Here is a 16,415-nt window from a genome sequence, read left to right as displayed (position 1 = left end):
TGAAATAAAAAGTATTAATTTTATCTAACCTTGATAATCTACTTTCGTCGTTTTTTCTTCACTTTTATCTAGCACTAATTTAATTTTTGAAAATAGGGCTTTATTTGGGTAACCATCGGCAATAAGTTGATGTGCTAGCTGGAACGAGCGAATTGCGTCGCGACTTTTCGGTCCCCAAATGCCATCGGGTTTGCCGGTTTCAAAGCCTAATGTATTGAGTTGGTTTTGTAGGTTTTTCATCTCTTTGTAGCTAAATCTATTTTTTAGCGCTTGCTCGCCTTTTAAAAACTCAAGCCCATTCGAACCGACTAATTTATTTGCTAATAAGCCGACTGAAAGTGCATAACTTTTAGATAAGTTCCAGGTCATAATGACATTGAAATTTGGGTAGAGTAGGTAAGCAGGGCCTTTGTATCCTGAAGGAAGATAAAGCTCGGCTTGAATATCGTATGTTGATAATGCTTGATTATTCGTTGTTGTTATACCTAATTGGCTTAAATAACTCAGTGAGTAGTATTGGTCGAAGCTCACTTTTTCGAAGGCAAAGTTTTCAGGTAACTTTACTTCTCTGCCCCAGCGTTCTTCTGGTTGCCAACCAATTTGATTTAAGTAATTTGCCGCGGTGGTAAGTGCGTCGGCTTCGCTTTGCCATATATCAACTTTGCCGTCGTTGTCGCCGTCAACGGCATATTTTAAGAAGGCTGTTGGCATAAATTGCATATGCCCCATAGCGCCAGCCCAAGAACCTTGTAGCTGATCAACGGTTACTTTTTCTGTTTCAATTAAAGTGAAAAGGTTTAGTAGCTCTAGAGTAAAAAACTCGCTGCGACGTTGATCGCATGCCAATGTTGCCAACGAGTTAAGCACCGACATTTTACCTTTGTGTTTGCCAAAAACAGTTTCTAAGCCCCAAAACGAGACTAAATATTGTCGGGGAATACCGTATTCTTTTTCTAAACTATCAAATAATGCTTTGTTTTGTTTTAGCTTTTCTTTGCCAACGCGAACATGATAATTACTTACTCTGGCTTTGATGTATTGCTCGTACGTTTGGCTAAATTCAGGCTGCTTTTTATCTAAAGTAATTACTCGCTCAATAGGGGTAATATTATTAATTACGGTTTGCGTGATATAAGTGGAGAACCCTGTGTTCTTTGCACGCTCAGCTAAGTTTACCTTGCACTGCTGAAAATTTTCGTCAGCAATAGTTGCGTTTGCCATCATGGGTAAAAGTGCACAAGTGGTTAGAAGCTTTCGGTAATTGAAAAATGTGATAATTTGTTTGACTAGATAGTTCGATGAGGCCATGAAAGAAATATTCCTTAACTAATATTGTCGGTGAATTTGAGAAATAATACGAGAGTACAATACCATGGCTAAATAATACATTGATGACAATCTTTTATTAAATATTTAATTGTTTATTTAACGGTTCATTGTATTAGAAAATGTTGTTTGCACATTATTTGTCAAGCGCTAGCTGATAACAACAAAAGCAATATACTGACTAGGCATTCGTTTTTTCAAACGGTTATAATAACCACCATAAAGTATCTTACGGCAAGCTTCGGTAATGTTAGAAAGTAGTAAAACATGGCAACATAGTTATCAAGAATTAGGTTTCTTTGTGGTTAGAAATTATTTCAGTGCCTCTGAAATAGAAGCGCTTAGAGCTGTAGTGTTAAAGTTTCATCACTTGTGGCAACAAGACAATGCCAAGTTTTATCAAGAAGAAGCCTTTAACTCTTCTTTAATTACCGGTAGTGAGTACTTAGCTACACAAGAGCGTATTTCGCTTTTTAACTTTATCAGTTCAAAGAAAGTCATGGCGGTTGTTGATGCCCTCATTGCTAATAATCCTGCGTTTATGAATACTCAATTGTTCTTTAATCCTGTTAATCCGGCGCAAAAAGATTTCTGGCATCGTGATTGTCAGTATGATCATGATCTTGAAGGACAAAAGAACGCGATTGCACAAACTCAGGTTGTGCATTTACGCGTGCCACTTTTTGATGAATTAGGCATGGAGCTAGTTCCAGAAACACATAAGCGCTGGGACAACGAAGAAGAGTTTAATGTTCGCCAAGAAGAAAAAGGCAAAGTAAGTAGTGATGACTTATCTACGGGTAAAAAAATAGGCTTAGCGGCAGGCGATTTATTAGTGTTTTCTGCCGATATGATCCATCGTGGTTTATATGGTTTAGACAGACTAGCGTTAGATATTTTGGTGTTTGATTCAGCAGGAGATTTTGCCGATTTTGTTGATGATGACTGTTTACCCGATAGCTCGATGTTAGATGAAATTGTTGAGCCAAGGCTATTTATTAATACCCTTAATTTAAAGGTTAGTGGCTAGCTTTAAAAAAAACATTAGCTTTATATTCAATGTTTTTTTCAGTACAAGTTATGTATTAGTTATGTATAGACTCAATGGCTAGATTAGTTTTTTCTCAGTCGTATTCTTTATTCAGTATGTTTAATTTACGCTATAGAGTTTTAAAGTTAGCTGTTGTTATGCGTGGTATTCAGATAGAATTCGGCACTTACTTTTTCGCTACTTTTAAACGTAATATTTAATTCGCAGCATCTTTCTCTTTTTCTAAAACGGCATGAAACAAAATAAATGAATGATAAAACAATAGTAACTCATAATGGTAATTTTCATGCAGATGATGTGTTCAGTATCGCTGCGCTTAAGAGTATTTTTCCTGACTTTAACCTTGTACGTACACGAGATTTAGCGGTTATAGCGCAGGCTGATATTGTGATTGATGTGGGCGGTGAATATAACCCAGACACTGGCCGATTTGATCATCATCAACGTGGTGGTGCCGGTGCGCGTGAAAATGGTATTCCTTACTCATCTTTCGGTTTAATTTGGCAAAAATATGGCGTAGAAATATGCCAAGGCTCTCAAGAAGTAGCTCATTCGGTTGATGCGGGTTTAGTATCGACAATTGACGCGATTGACTGTGGTCATGTTGAAGGTGTGTCACAAGGTATTAGTCTCAGCCAAACTATTTCAATGTTTAACCCAACGTGGCAAGAAGAAAGTAATTTTGATACTTGTTTTGATGAAGCGGTGGCGTTTGCATCACGCGTTTTAACTCGCTTTATTGCTTCTGCTAGCGGTGGCATAAATGCGAAATCAATTGTTGCAAAAGCGATTGAAAATGCAGCAGACCCAAGAGTTATTGTATTAGAAAAATACACACCGTGGAAAACAACGGTTCATACGTTATCTAAAGAAGCTTTGTATGTTATTTACCCGTCGGGCTCTGGTCCGTTTAGAATTCAAACCGTGCCTGTTGAACTTGGGTCATTTGAAGACAGAAAACCATTGCCTAAATCATGGGCGGGTTTAGCTGATAAAGCGCTGCAAGATGTAACGGGTATTGATGACGCTATGTTTTGTCATAATGGTTTATTTATTGCTGGCGCACAATCGCTAGAAAGTACAATGAAAATGGCCGCTATAGCGCTTCAAGAATAGAAAAATGCTTTTATACCTAGTTATGTGATGTACCTAATACAGGGTATTTAGTGTGATTTATAGCTAGGTTTTATGCGTTTACCTTTTATTTTGGTCGGTAAACGCATAATTTAAAGTGGTGGTTGTTGGGCGCGAACTGAGTGCCTATTTAGCATTTACTGCGCTTTAATTGCTGCCGCCATCGATTTTTCAGCCACTTGCTCTAACCAATTTAAATCCATGGTTTGATGCGCTTCACAAATAAACCAAGGTTCACGCGAATCCGGTTCTAACATTACACCATTGTCTATTAAGTTAAGGGCGAATTGCGTGTATAAATCGCTGTTTGTTCTTTTCCAGTCACGATAGTTTTGCGGTACGTTTGTGCCAAAATGCACCCCAAACATGGCGTTAGGGCCTGCAAAACAGTGTTCAACACCAAACTTGGTAAACACACGTGAAAGTAATGTTTGAATTTTTTGGCCAACCAGGTCAATGGTTTCAAGTGCATCAGTTTCTTTAAGTAATGTTAATGTTGCTTTTGCCGCACTTAATGCCACCATGTTTGCGGTATAAGTACCGCCATGAGTAACGCCACCTTTATCAAAAGAAATAGTGTCCATTACTTCAGCTTTACCACCAAAAGCAGCAACAGGATAGCCATTACCCATAGCCTTAGCATAAGTGGTAATGTCGGCGTGTATATTATATAAAGCTTGAGCGCCACCTTTAGCTACGCGAAAACCTGTTTTTACTTCATCCATTATCAGTACAGAGCCATTGCTGTTACAAACATCGCGTAGTTTTTGCATGTAGGCTTGTGTTGATGCAATAGAGCCACAATTACCCATAATAGGCTCAATTAAAATGGCCGCTATGTCATGACCATATTCTGCAAAAACAGCGTCTATAGCTGAAATATCGTTTAGTGGCACACTAACTTGGTGTTCGCGTGTACTTTGTGGAATACCCGCACCAAAAGGAATTATTTCTGGTGAGTTTTTATCGTCTGCATCCCAGTTATCAACGTCAGACTTCCACATAACTTCGTCATGTAAACCATGAAAACCACCTTCAACTACAACAATTTTATTGCGCTTGGTATAGCCTCTAGCAGTACGCACAGCGCCAATAACTGCTTCGGTGCCTGAATTGGAAAAGCGCATTTTATCAATGTTAGGGCAGAGTGATTTAACTAATTCAACTACATCAGAGTCAAGCCCAGTAGAAAAACCAGAAATAGTACCGACGTTAGTAATGGCATTAATAACTTCGTTATCTACACGCTCATCACGATACCCTAATATAATTGGGCCATAGGCTAAACGAAAATCAACGAATGTTTGTTCGTCACAATCAGTAATAGTGCAACCTTGCATGCTTTTCAAAAATACGGTGTTTTCTTCACCCCAATAACGGTAGCTGTCAGCAACGCCTAAAGGCATATTGGTGTGTGCTCGTTTAAGCATTTTGGCACTATTTGGCTTGTGTGTTTTGGTCATTATTTTTTTCCAATCTAACGGGTGTATTTTCTACATTTGGGCGGTAAATTTAATGGTGCAGATAATACAGGGATAGTTTGATGTCAGGAAGTGCTACCTTTGCTTTTTCGATACTTAATGGTGAAATTAGCTTGTTTTTAGGGAAAGTTTTCAAGTAAAGCTTTTATGTAAACTTTCTAAGCAAGATTTTATCTATGGTTTAACCCAATGCTTTTTTTATTTTATGTCATTAAGGTAATTGCTAAGACTTACTTTTTACTGGTGAATTAGTAAATAACCTGAACTCTGGATAACTGGATAAGCGCCACTTGCTCAATGCTCCTTTTTAATGCAGATAATTGCATAAAATGAAGCATTGATGGTGTCTATTCTTAATGTTCACCTTTCTACGGCATTTACTTTACCACCTAATTTTTTGGTTCACTTGAATATCAAGCACTCATTATCCAGAGTTCAGGTTAAATAAAAAAGCGCCCTTACATACGATATGTAAGGGCGCTTGTATGCAAATGTGCGACTAATATTTAAGTTTGGCCATTCATATTATTAGCCTAATGTTTATAGGCCTGGATATTATTAACCTGGCTCTTAACAATTAGCGCCTTATAAGCCAAAAGTACGAGATACAGATAAAATAATGCGTGAATCTGCACTATCAATATTCATATTCGTGTCTTCAACAGCAAGATTAAAATCGAAACCTTCATAGCTAGTCATGTATTCGAGACGAACATGGTTGTATGACTTATTGCCGTTCCACGCCCATTTGTTTACATCATTTGACGTTGAGCGGTCAAAACTTGCTCTAATGTTATGGCCTTGTGTTACTTCAAAGGTATGAGCAATCATTGTTATATAGTGACCAGCATCAAGCCCGAAATAATCCCAGCTGTACCAAAAGTTTAATTCTGTATCACCCAAAGATGAATTATAACTAAACTTGGCATATGCCTCTGGATAATTGTAAGTATCTGAAGCTGAGTCGCCATGATAGGTATAGTAAGCAATACCGGCATCTAGGCCAATTTTTTCATCAAGCTGAAAAAATTTACCTGCGTATGCGTCTAATTCAAGATTGGTGTCTTCACCGCTACCAAAGTCAACCGTAGACGCCCAAACACCGGCGTAGAAACCGTCAGTGCCAGCGTAATCTAGACTTGCTTGTAATGCGGGATCGTTACCCGTTTGGCTTACACCATTAAAGGTATAGTCAGAAGTTACGTTTACGGTGGTAGATACGTCAGCTAATGCAGCTGATGAAGTTGCTAGCAAACTACATGTTGCTAGGGCAATAAGATTGCTTTTCATTACTTGTATTCCCATTTTATTATGTCACTTGTTCTAATTTAGTAAAATCAATTTTATTTTCTTTTGGTGAGCTTTCTATTGCCGCTACTTCGTTAAATTTTCTGAAGATAATATAACCAAAGCAAGAGAAAAATAGCCCAATAACTAAAGCGCCAACCCACTGAATTGCTAAGAAATCTAATTTAAAGAGTAAGGTAAGCAAACTTAAGGCAACAAGATTGCCTAAGAAATATTTAACTTTACCTATACGGGTTACTCCTATGTTCAAATTATCAGTGTATAAACGGATCAGTGAATCTAGCGAGTTAACTACAAAGGTAATGCCAACCAATACCATGGCAATATTATAGAACCCTGTAGTTTCTATAGCGTTCATGCTGTAGTAATACAATACGCTGAACCATAATGCGATCGGAATAGACGGAAATATCAACATAGCCAAGAGCACTTGATAGGTACGTAAACCACCAACAAAACGTGATGTAAATTGGCCGATCATAATGCTCCATGCAAACCACCAGTAAAGATAGAATTCATGATAAGCATTCATTGGCAGAACAAACTCGTGAATGTTACCGAAGTAGCCGCCTAACAGAGAAAAGGTAGTGGCAAATTGACCGATATTCGAGCTTTCACCTAAAAATGCACCGCCCCACATCACGGCAATTAATGCGATAAAAAGCCAAGTGGTTGCTAGGCTTAAAATGCGTACATAACGTATGTTGGTACTTGAATAAACCGCAAAGGCAATAACGAATAATACGATTAAGTAGAAGCTACCGATAACAGATTCACCATCACCAAGCTCTGGCATATACCAAGGTAAGTTAGACAGTAATAAATAAGCCGTAAATGCACAGGTACCTATTATGACAACATTATTAATGAATTTTACCAGCGGAATTTCAAAGAACTTTACGCGTGGCTCAATAACACAAAAATAAAAACAAGTAAGGAAGTAAAAACTCCAGATAAGAAAAGCCCAAAAACCAAACTCTATTGCTAGCGGGTTAGTAAACCCGTATTCAGGGCTGGAGGCTAAGTCTGCGTAGCCTGCAAACTCAGTTAATGGGAACATAATAAGCCCCACATCGAGTCCTGAAGTAAATAGAATAGCAATAAAGGTGAAGGTTTTAACCGGTGTTACACCAACACAGCGAATGTTTCCCCATCGATATAAAATGAATGCGATAGCTAAAAAAGTAAATAATATTCCGGCAGATAACCATGCAGTCATGACAATTTCCTCGTAAAGTTTTTAAACAATTTAAAGATAAATTAACTCCTATTTTTTCTCATAATTATAGTGATTATTTCTAGGCGATTAAGCTTAAATATTGATGGTTGCCATGGTCTATGGCGAGGTAGAAACCATGGCGATAATCATTAATGTTTGAAATAACACTGGCGATAAAACATTATTTTGTTGTGCGCTTTGGTGCATTTGAACGTTGTTGTTCTTGCCAGTTAGGTGCTAGCGTAACGTTTGCGTTAGCTGGCGCTAATAGTGTTCGCTTACGTATTATATCGGCGGCACGTTCAGCAACCATAATGGTGGGTGAATTGAGATTACCATTAGGAATTGTTGGGAATATTGACGAATCAACCACTCTTAATCCTTCAATGCCATGAACACGTGTTTGTGGGTCTACCACTGACATTGCATCTGTACCCATTTTACATGAGCAAGAAGGGTGGTAAGCACTTTCAACAGATTGACGTACGAAAGTATCAATTTCTTCATCTGTTTGTATTTGAATACCCGGCTGAATTTCTTCCCCACGAAACGCATCAAGTGCTTGCTGGTTAATAATTTCACGCGTTAGACGAACACAGGCACGAAACCCTTCACGGTCTGCTTCGTGCTCAAGGTAATTAAATCGAATTTCTGGATGCGCTTTAGGATCGTTTGAAATAGCTTTGATCTGCCCACGACTTTTAGGTTTGTTATGGCCAACATGTACTTGAAACCCGTGACCGGCAAACGCTTCTTTACCGTCATATCGCATTGCCGCCGGTAAAAAATGATATTGAAGATCTGGCCATTCAACACTTGCTTTTGAGCGAATAAAGCCACAAGATTCAAAATGGTTAGTTGAACCTAAGCCTTTTTTGCTTAATATCCAGCGAGTGCCTATGAGTAATTTACTCCACCAATCTAACTTACCATTAAGTGTAATTGGCTGCTTGCACTTAAATTGAAAATAAAACTCTAGGTGATCTTGTAAGTTTTCACCTACGCCAGGTAAATCGTGTTTCACTTCAATATTGGCGGCTTCAAGCACGGCTTTAGGGCCAATACCTGATAATTGCAATATGTGTGGTGAACCGATAGAGCCAGCGGATAAAATAACTTCTTTATTTGCTGCCACATCAATTATTTTGCCTTTATGCTCGTACTTAACGCCAACAGCTTTTTTACCTTCAAGTATAACTTTATGTACCAAGGCATGTGTAATAACCGTTAAGTTATTACGCGACATTGCTGGTCGTAAATATGCATTTGCTGTAGAAGCGCGCACACCGTTATTAACCGTCATGTGCATTGGGCCAAAACCTTCTTGTTGAGCCGCATTATAATCTTGCGTTTCAAAGTAACCGGCTTCAACTCCCGCATTAATAAATGCTTTGTAAAGCGGGTTTTTCATTTCATTGCCGTTGTTTACGCCTAATAGACCGCCTTTTGCGCGATATTCATTGGCACTAAATGCCCAGTCTTCAGATTTTTTAAAATAGGGTAAACAATGATCGTAATCCCAGTCTTGGGCACCATGTTGCTGCCATTCATCAAAATCTTTTGCATGTCCACGTACATAAACCATGCCGTTAATTGAAGATGAACCGCCTAATACTTTACCTCTAGGGCAGTGCATGCGTCGATTGTCAAGAAACGGCTCTGGCTGGCTTTCAAATTGCCAAGCGTATTTTTTTGAATTCATCGGAATAGACAAGGCCGTTGGCATTTGAATAAAAATACTTTTATCGCTGCCACCTGTTTCAATCAGTAATACGTTGTTATTACTGTCTTCACTAAGACGATTTGCTAAAACACAACCCGCAGATCCTGCGCCAACAATAATGTAATCAAATTTTTCACTTTTCATTTAAAACCTTTAAAATAATTTAGGACATGAAGACTTTTTACAGCCAAATTAACGAACAACAAACTGAGTTGCTCTATTGCTTAAAAAGGACTGTCTAGTGGCTGTAACCCAACATAAACCGCTTTTATTTGAGTGTAATGGTTCAGAGTAGCAAGGCCATTTTCTCTACCAATACCCGACTGTTTATAACCACCAACAGGCATTTGGGCTGGTGATGCACCATAGCTATTGATCCAACAAATACCGGCTTGCATTTGATGAACTACGCGGTGTGCGCGGGTAATATCTTGGGTAAATACACCGGCGGCTAAACCAAACTCTGTAGCATTGGCTCGGCTGATCACTTCCTCTTCATCGGTAAATGTTAATACGCTCATTACCGGGCCGAAAATTTCTTCACGACAAATGGTCATTTCGTCTGTACAGTCACCAAAAATAGTAGGCGCAACAAAGTAACCGTTTGGCGCACTGTTTGGTTGTAACGCTTTGCCACCATGAAGCAGAGTTGCGCCTTCTTTAACGCCAATATCAATGTAGCTTTCTACTAATTTTTTGTGTTTAGCTGAAATTAGTGCACCAAAGTTTGTGTTAGGGTCCATAGGATCGCCCGCAACAATATTATTTTTAGTGCGCTCAAGCAGTTTTTCAATAAAGGTTGGATATAGTGACTCTTGAACGAATACGCGAGTACCGTTTGTACAAACTTCGCCTTGGGTATAAAAATTACCTAACATGGCGGCAGAAACGGCATTATCGATATCGGCATCATCAAAAATAATCAGGGGTGATTTACCGCCGAGTTCCATAGTGACATCTTTAAGTGAGCTTGCAGCTGCAGCCATAACTTTTTTGCCAGTTCCTACTTCACCAGTAAATGAAACTTTAGCAATTTCTGGATGATGTGTTAACCAAGCACCTACTTCACCCGCGCCTTGCACAACGTTAAATACGCCGTTAGGCAAGCCTGCTTCGGTAAATATTTCGGCTAATTTTAATGCGCCAAGTGGCGTTTCTTCAGAAGGTTTAAAAATCATTACATTACCGCAAGCTAATGCAGGCGCTGCTTTCCAGCAAGCAATTTGTAATGGGTAATTCCAAGCACCAATGCCTGCGCAAATACCTAAAGGTTCACGACGGGTATAGTAAAAATCACCATCAACAGCTTGTTGATTACCTTCAATACCAGGAGCTAGCCCAGCAAAAAATTCGATTGAATCAGCGCCTGATAATACATCAACTACTGAAGCTTCTTGCCATGGCTTGCCAGTATCAAGTACTTCAATTTTGGCTAATTCTTCATTACGTTCATGTAATAACGCAACAGCTTTAAGCAAAATTCGGCTACGTTCAGTAGCGCTCATTGCAGACCAAGTTTCAAAACCAAGCTTCGCGCTGGCGATAGCTTTTTCTTGAACTTGTGCATCAGCAACTTCAACTTGATAAATAACCTTTCCTGTAGCGGGGTTAATCACATCAAATGTTTCACCACTGGCATTATCTATATAAGTACCATCGACATAATTTTTATAACATATTAATGACAAGTAATATCTCCATATTGTTTAATTTGTTCGTCTACAAAGCTTTTACATAGTTGCTCAGCTTTGATGAATTCTTCTTCAGGTGAAGAACTTAAGGCACAGCGTAACCATAAGCCATCAATCATCGCTGCGGTTTTTTGAGACGCCATTATGGCAACATCTTCTGCTAATAACTGACGATATGAAAAAAGCAGATTGCTATATAAACGCTTACTATTGATATTTTGTAATCTTTTCAGCTTTGGATCATGCATTGACTCTGCCCAAAAACTCAGCCACGTTTTTATGGTTGGAGTAGAGCGCTGAAATGAGGTGAAATTTGCCTCGATAATCATATTGAGTCGTTCAGCAGCATTAAGTTTTTTTGGCGACACACGTTCAAGTAAAACTACTTTTAATTGCTCTAAAAGGTGCATTATTGTTGCTTCTATTAGGCCTTGTTTACCTCCAAAATAATGACTAATAATGCCGGAGGATAACCCCGCGATTTTACTGATGGTTATAATGGTTGTACTTTGTAATCCATGTTCACCAATAGATACTAAGGTTGCATCAATTAACTGTTGTTTACGCAGAGATTTTACTCCAACTTTAGGCATATTATGGCTTCTTTTTTATTGATTGAACGTTCAATTAATTTTTATTCTAATGGTTTTTGATGGAATTATCAACTCAGCTTTAAAAGCTGACCTTAGCGGAATGAACCTGGAAATAAGCTTTTCTTTGTATTGGATATACGTTATGGGCGAGTATTGAACGCTATTAATTAAATTATAAAAAGGTAATTAAAGGTTAGTGGTCTAACTATATTTTTACCGTGGACTGATAATCGTGTTGTTGTTTAATTTATGAATTAGAGGCCTAAAAAAGACTTAACAAAAAATAATCGAATTTATTCGAGGGAAAGGGATAGTCAAGCTGTAGTGAAGTTGATGATTAAATATTGATGGACATATCTATCGTCATTGCTAGCCAATTACAATTTAGTTTGCCACTCTAAAATGTTTAAGTTTTTATAAGCAATGGTGAAACGTGGATCATTAAATTTATCTGAAGGAGGGATAGTTTCTAGAACAATATCTGCCATTATTCTCTGATCACTTTTGAATTAGGTTAAGGCTCATTATTGTCGTTGAAGTTATTATGAATCGCTTGATAATTGTTAAAGTGTACCTGACCCCACATAATAACTTTAAAATTGTGAGCGAAAATAGGAAGTAAACGAAATGGTGACTTTCACACCATTTCATTTACTAGGAGGTTGTTAATTAACTGTCCAAATTCTTTCTACATATTCAGGGTGGTCAACAAATGGGTTGCGATTACCTTGATGTAAATAAGCCGCTTCATTTCGGTCAATTTCTTTCTGACTAACGGGGTCATTTGCATGCCAGCGTAGCAACATATTTAACTGCCATGTTTCAAACACTTTATTGCTGCTACCATCTAATATTGCATTGCCGTAAGTGCTATTAGTTTGCCAAGATGAAATAACGTTTTGATAGCGAGTTGCCATATAAAGTTGAGCGCGTGCTAAATCACCTTTGAATTCATCAATAGGTTCGAATACGGTGCCGTTATAACCTAGTGCAGACGTTGCCGAGCCTAGTTTACTATTGTTGGTCGATGTAAAGGTGGCGCTTGCTACTTCACCGTATGGAAAGCCACTTCGCTTAGCATTTACAAAACCATCGGTAGCGAAAATATGATGAATGTCTGAATTCATCGGCTCTATTTTGCCGCCAAACCAGCTTTTTGGAAATGAATGTTCACGGTTGTAACAATCACCTTCGCCGCTATAAGAGCCACATTGATTAGTTACTTTGGTATAAGAATAACTGTCGCTACCGAAAGGTTTTTCAGCATAAATATCTAAAATTGTACCGTCGTTATCGTAATAGGTATCTAATGAATGATTAGCGTAGAAGGTCCAAATTGCGCCATAGCCTTGAGCGGTGTGGTTTTTAATTAGATTGTGTAAAGCGGTTTTAAGGCTGTAGCCGCTTTGCGTTGTAATCCCTTGATAATAAGTACCTGGATTACCGCCAGAGCCGCCACCTGCAGTACCAAGGGTGAAGGTTTTACTTTCTGTTTGAGTAAACGTACCACCTGAAACAAGTGAAGTACCTGCAAGCGAGATATCATAAGAGCCGTTACCATAAGTACAGCAAATTCCATCGCCATAGCTATCGTTTATAGTGAAAGTATAATCGCCATCGGTTAAGCAAATGTTTTCGCTATAACTAGTAGAATTAGTTAAATTACTGCCACTGGCTTGCTCTACATTACTACTATTTTTTATTGACCAACTGGTTTCATAGCCATATTGATCTGTAGTTAAGCTAAAGGTGATTTCATTGCCTGAACAGCCAGCTCCGCCGCCTGTGCCTGCACTTGCAGTGGGTTCAAAGTCATCAACATAAACGGTTTCAGAGCCGTCGAAGCCTGTGGTGTCATAAAAGCGCAAGCCAACTGCTATTTCTTTTGTGGTGCTGGCTGAGTATGTATAACTAACTTGTTGCCATTGATTAACTAAATTAGGATCTGAATAACCTCGATAACCGTCAGCGAAAAGTCTAGCTTTAACACCTCCTTCGGTATGATAAACCCAAACAGAAAAATCATAATTTTGGCCTGCGGTTACGGCTATATTTTGTAAAAAATCGGTTGAGCCTTGTGTTGCGGTATTAACCGAAATAGCGGCAGAGCTTGTGCCAGTTTTTATCGTAGTGGTGTTTTGGCTAACGCTGATGCCCGTGTCTACAGTTGTCCAATTGTTGGCACTTGCATTTGACCAAGCTTCGAAATTACCATTAAGTACATCAGCATTTGCCATAAAGCTAAGGCTACTGAGTAGAGTAAGTATTAATTTTTTATTATGTTTCAAAGAATGTTCCTTCTTTTTATTATGCTTGCAATACAGAGTAAGATAAGTCACTCGTTAGATCACAAAATTATATAACCAAATAGTTAAGTCTTTAATTTTAACAGTTTGTTGTAGTGTGTTTACAAACTGTTACATTTGAAGCAGTGCGCATATTGCCTCAATTTGTAGACCATTAATAGTGATAGTTTTACTTAGGATAATGAGGTGTAGGGTTTAGTTGACTAACTGGTTTGTTTTTATTGGGAAAATTTAATAAAAAACCCTGACAATAAATGTCAAGGTTTTGTCGTTAGCACTTTCTTATGAATATTTAATGGTGCAAATTTAGTGCATTGTTAGTATTTAACCGTTACTAACTTCTTCAAAGTCTGCATCAATAACATCCCCTTGGTGAGCTTCATCATTAGCAGCATTTCCTTGTGGTTGTTCTGCTTGCTGTGACTGCGATTGTTGAGCTTGCATCATACTAGTGTAAGTTTCTTGTAATGCTTTTTGTCGCATTTCAATTGCGCCTTTATCATCACCATTAACCGCCATTTTCAGTTGCTCGATTAAGGTGTTAAGCTCGCCTTGTTGTTCCTCGCTTAACGTGTTCATCGACGTTTGTACGGTATGAATTAATTGATCCGCTTGGTTACGTTGCTCAACTAACTCACGCTTTTTCTTATCTTCAGTTGCATGCATTTCTGCATCGTTCACCATACGGTTCACTTCATCTTCAGTTAAGCCACTTGAGGCAGTTATTTTAATACTTTGCTCTTTACCTGTTGCTTTGTCTTTTGCGGTAACATTTAAAATACCATCGGCGTCAATATCAAAAGTAACTTCAACTTGAACCGTGCCGCGTGGGCCAGGGTTAATATCCGTTAAGTTAAATTGCCCTAACGATTTATTATCTGTTGCCATTTCACGCTGGCCTTGCAGTACATGTACCGTTACCGCTGCTTGATTGTCTTCAGCTGTGGCAAACGTTTCAGATGCACGAGTAGGTATCGTGGTATTTTTATCAATAAGCTTAGTCATAACTCCGCCTAAGGTTTCAATACCTAATGATAATGGCGTTACATCGAGCAATAACACATCGCCAACGGTTCCTGACAACACGCCTGCTTGAATTGCAGCACCCATAGCAACGGCTTCATCTGGGTTTACATCTTTACGTGGTTCTTTACCAAAAAAGTCTTTTACGGCTGCTTGCACTTTTGGCATACGAGATTGGCCGCCCACTAAAATTACTTCGCTGATATCGCCTTTACTTAAACCCGCATCTTTTAATGCTTGCTCACAAGGGGCAATAGTACTTTTTACTAGATCATCAACCAACGACTCTAACTTAGCGCGAGTAACTTGTATTTTTAAATGTTTTGGCCCACTAGCATCAGCGGTAACGTAAGGTAAGTTAACGTCGGTTTGTAATGCTGATGACAACTCGATCTTAGCTTTTTCAGCCGCTTCTTTAATGCGCTGTAAAGCTAAAGGATCTTGTTTAATATCAATACCATTTTCTTTTTTGAACTCATCAGCTAGGTAATTTATTAAGCGTAAATCAAAATCTTCACCACCTAAAAAGGTATCACCATTGGTTGCTAATACTTCAAATTGTTTTTCACCGTCAACATTGGCTATTTCAATAATAGACACGTCGAAGGTACCGCCGCCTAAGTCATAAACTGCTACTTTTTGGTCAGCTTTACTGTTTTTGTCAACACCGTATGCTAATGCTGCCGCTGTTGGCTCATTAATAATACGTTTAACATTAAGCCCTGCAATTTTACCCGCATCTTTGGTTGCTTGACGTTGTGAATCGTTAAAGTAAGCCGGTACGGTAATTACGGCATCGGTTACAGTTTCACCTAAGTAGGCTTCGGCGTCTTTTTTCAACTTACGTAAAATTTGTGCTGACACTTCTTGCGGTGATAACGCTTTGCCGTTTACTTCAACCCAAGCATCACCATTTTTAGCTTTTACAATTTTATAAGGCGCTAATTTGATATCTTTTTGTACTTCTTTATCTTCAAATTTTCGTCCAATTAAACGTTTTATAGCAAATAGCGTGTTAGCCGAGTTAGTTACCGCTTGTCTTTTTGCTGGCTGACCAGCTAATGTATCGTTGTTAGCATAAGCAACAATCGATGGTGTAGTGCGGCTACCTTCTGAGTTTTCTATAATTTTTGCAACGCCGCCTTCCATAACAGCAACACATGAGTTTGTTGTACCTAAATCAATACCAATAGTCTTAGACATAATAATCACCTATTTTAAACTTCGTAAAAGGTCTGATGCTTAAGGCTATTTCCCAGTAAGCAATTTGACCGTATAAACAAACTTGTATTAATGGTTTAATGCAAGCTGTTTGGTTAGTGGGGCTATAATACGGAAGGTGGAGAACTGCTTCTGTCACAAATATGACAGTTGTAATGATTTAATGTTTTTTATGATTAATGACGCCGTACTGCACTTATCAACGGCTTAAATTGTTCTTTAAATAATGCTGTTGTTATTCATGTTTTTAGATTATCCGCATAAACCTGAAGATTAATTTTTGCTATATAGCTACAACTCAGTAAAATAAAATTACTCGTTTACGCCAAAGCTTAAATC

General features: G+C 38.4%; 11 protein-coding genes. 2 read left to right on the top strand and 9 right to left on the bottom strand.

Features of this window, described 5'->3' with window-relative positions:
* Window positions 1–24 precede the first annotated feature (24 nt).
* Window positions 25–1,308, bottom strand: a complete 1,284-nt coding sequence (locus tag AC27H3_RS07465) for a lytic murein transglycosylase (protein ID WP_487104978.1) — start codon at window positions 1,306–1,308, stop codon at window positions 25–27.
* 265 nt (window positions 1,309–1,573) lie between these two features.
* Here AC27H3_RS07465 and AC27H3_RS07460 point away from each other — a divergent pair, with 265 nt between their 5' ends.
* Both AC27H3_RS07460 and AC27H3_RS07455 read left to right on the top strand, forming a co-directional pair.
* On the top strand, window positions 1,574–2,356 hold the full coding sequence (locus AC27H3_RS07460) for a phytanoyl-CoA dioxygenase family protein (protein WP_487104976.1): 783 nt from the start codon (window positions 1,574–1,576) through the stop codon (window positions 2,354–2,356).
* A 267-nt stretch (window positions 2,357–2,623) separates the two neighbouring features.
* Entirely contained in the window at window positions 2,624–3,493 is an 870-nt protein-coding gene (locus tag AC27H3_RS07455) for an MYG1 family protein (RefSeq protein ID WP_487104974.1), read from the top strand.
* A gap of 155 nt (window positions 3,494–3,648) precedes the next feature.
* Here the strand turns inward: AC27H3_RS07455 and AC27H3_RS07450 are convergent, their stop codons facing one another.
* The 8 genes from AC27H3_RS07450 to dnaK all read right to left on the bottom strand — a co-directional run bounded on the left by AC27H3_RS07450 (window position 3,649) and on the right by dnaK (window position 16,058).
* Entirely contained in the window at window positions 3,649–4,974 is a 1,326-nt protein-coding gene (locus AC27H3_RS07450) for an aspartate aminotransferase family protein (protein ID WP_487104972.1), read from the bottom strand.
* A gap of 603 nt (window positions 4,975–5,577) precedes the next feature.
* Window positions 5,578–6,282, bottom strand: a complete 705-nt coding sequence (locus AC27H3_RS07445; RefSeq protein ID WP_487104970.1) for a TorF family putative porin — start codon at window positions 6,280–6,282, stop codon at window positions 5,578–5,580.
* A gap of 19 nt (window positions 6,283–6,301) precedes the next feature.
* Entirely contained in the window at window positions 6,302–7,519 is a 1,218-nt protein-coding gene (locus AC27H3_RS07440) for a BCCT family transporter (RefSeq protein WP_487104968.1), read from the bottom strand.
* Window positions 7,520–7,700: 181 nt separating this feature from the next.
* Window positions 7,701–9,386 carry a choline dehydrogenase gene (gene betA, locus AC27H3_RS07435; protein ID WP_487104966.1) on the bottom strand — a complete coding sequence of 562 codons (1,686 nt, stop codon included), beginning with the start codon at window positions 9,384–9,386 and terminating at the stop codon, window positions 7,701–7,703.
* An 80-nt stretch (window positions 9,387–9,466) separates the two neighbouring features.
* Complete coding sequence (gene betB / locus AC27H3_RS07430; protein WP_487104964.1) at window positions 9,467–10,930, bottom strand: betaine-aldehyde dehydrogenase; 1,464 nt, start codon at window positions 10,928–10,930, stop codon at window positions 9,467–9,469.
* The gene (betI, locus tag AC27H3_RS07425) at window positions 10,921–11,526 is read right to left on the bottom strand and encodes a transcriptional regulator BetI (protein ID WP_487104962.1); all 606 of its coding nucleotides are present in this window, start codon (window positions 11,524–11,526) and stop codon (window positions 10,921–10,923) included. Before betI ends, betB begins: the two co-directional genes overlap by 10 nt.
* A gap of 665 nt (window positions 11,527–12,191) precedes the next feature.
* The gene (locus AC27H3_RS07420; RefSeq protein ID WP_487105062.1) at window positions 12,192–13,763 is read right to left on the bottom strand and encodes an endonuclease; all 1,572 of its coding nucleotides are present in this window, start codon (window positions 13,761–13,763) and stop codon (window positions 12,192–12,194) included.
* A 393-nt stretch (window positions 13,764–14,156) separates the two neighbouring features.
* Window positions 14,157–16,058 (bottom strand): molecular chaperone DnaK, encoded by a 1,902-nt coding sequence (gene dnaK, locus AC27H3_RS07415; RefSeq protein ID WP_487104960.1) that lies wholly within the window; start codon window positions 16,056–16,058, stop codon window positions 14,157–14,159.
* Window positions 16,059–16,415 lie beyond the last annotated feature (357 nt).

It is taken from the genome of Colwellia sp. NW0002-52-1 (assembly GCF_057550865.1).
Note: the sequence above shows the minus strand (reverse complement) of the source record. Positions and strands in the feature narration are given on the sequence as shown.

Excerpts from the sequence above, each read along its gene's own strand:
- AC27H3_RS07465 (WP_487104978.1), bottom strand. The coding sequence starts at position 1,308 with ATGGCCTCATCGAACTATCTAGTCAAACAAATTATCACATTTTTCAAT.
- AC27H3_RS07460 (WP_487104976.1), top strand. The coding sequence starts at position 1,574 with ATGTTAGAAAGTAGTAAAACATGGCAACATAGTTATCAAGAATTAGGT.
- AC27H3_RS07455 (WP_487104974.1), top strand. The coding sequence starts at position 2,624 with ATGAATGATAAAACAATAGTAACTCATAATGGTAATTTTCATGCAGAT.
- AC27H3_RS07450 (WP_487104972.1), bottom strand. The coding sequence starts at position 4,974 with ATGACCAAAACACACAAGCCAAATAGTGCCAAAATGCTTAAACGAGCA.
- AC27H3_RS07445 (WP_487104970.1), bottom strand. The coding sequence starts at position 6,282 with ATGAAAAGCAATCTTATTGCCCTAGCAACATGTAGTTTGCTAGCAACT.
- AC27H3_RS07440 (WP_487104968.1), bottom strand. The coding sequence starts at position 7,519 with ATGACTGCATGGTTATCTGCCGGAATATTATTTACTTTTTTAGCTATC.
- betA (WP_487104966.1), bottom strand. The coding sequence starts at position 9,386 with ATGAAAAGTGAAAAATTTGATTACATTATTGTTGGCGCAGGATCTGCG.
- betI (WP_487104962.1), bottom strand. The coding sequence starts at position 11,526 with ATGCCTAAAGTTGGAGTAAAATCTCTGCGTAAACAACAGTTAATTGAT.
- AC27H3_RS07420 (WP_487105062.1), bottom strand. The coding sequence starts at position 13,763 with ATGGCAAATGCTGATGTACTTAATGGTAATTTCGAAGCTTGGTCAAAT.
- dnaK (WP_487104960.1), bottom strand. The coding sequence starts at position 16,058 with ATGTCTAAGACTATTGGTATTGATTTAGGTACAACAAACTCATGTGTT.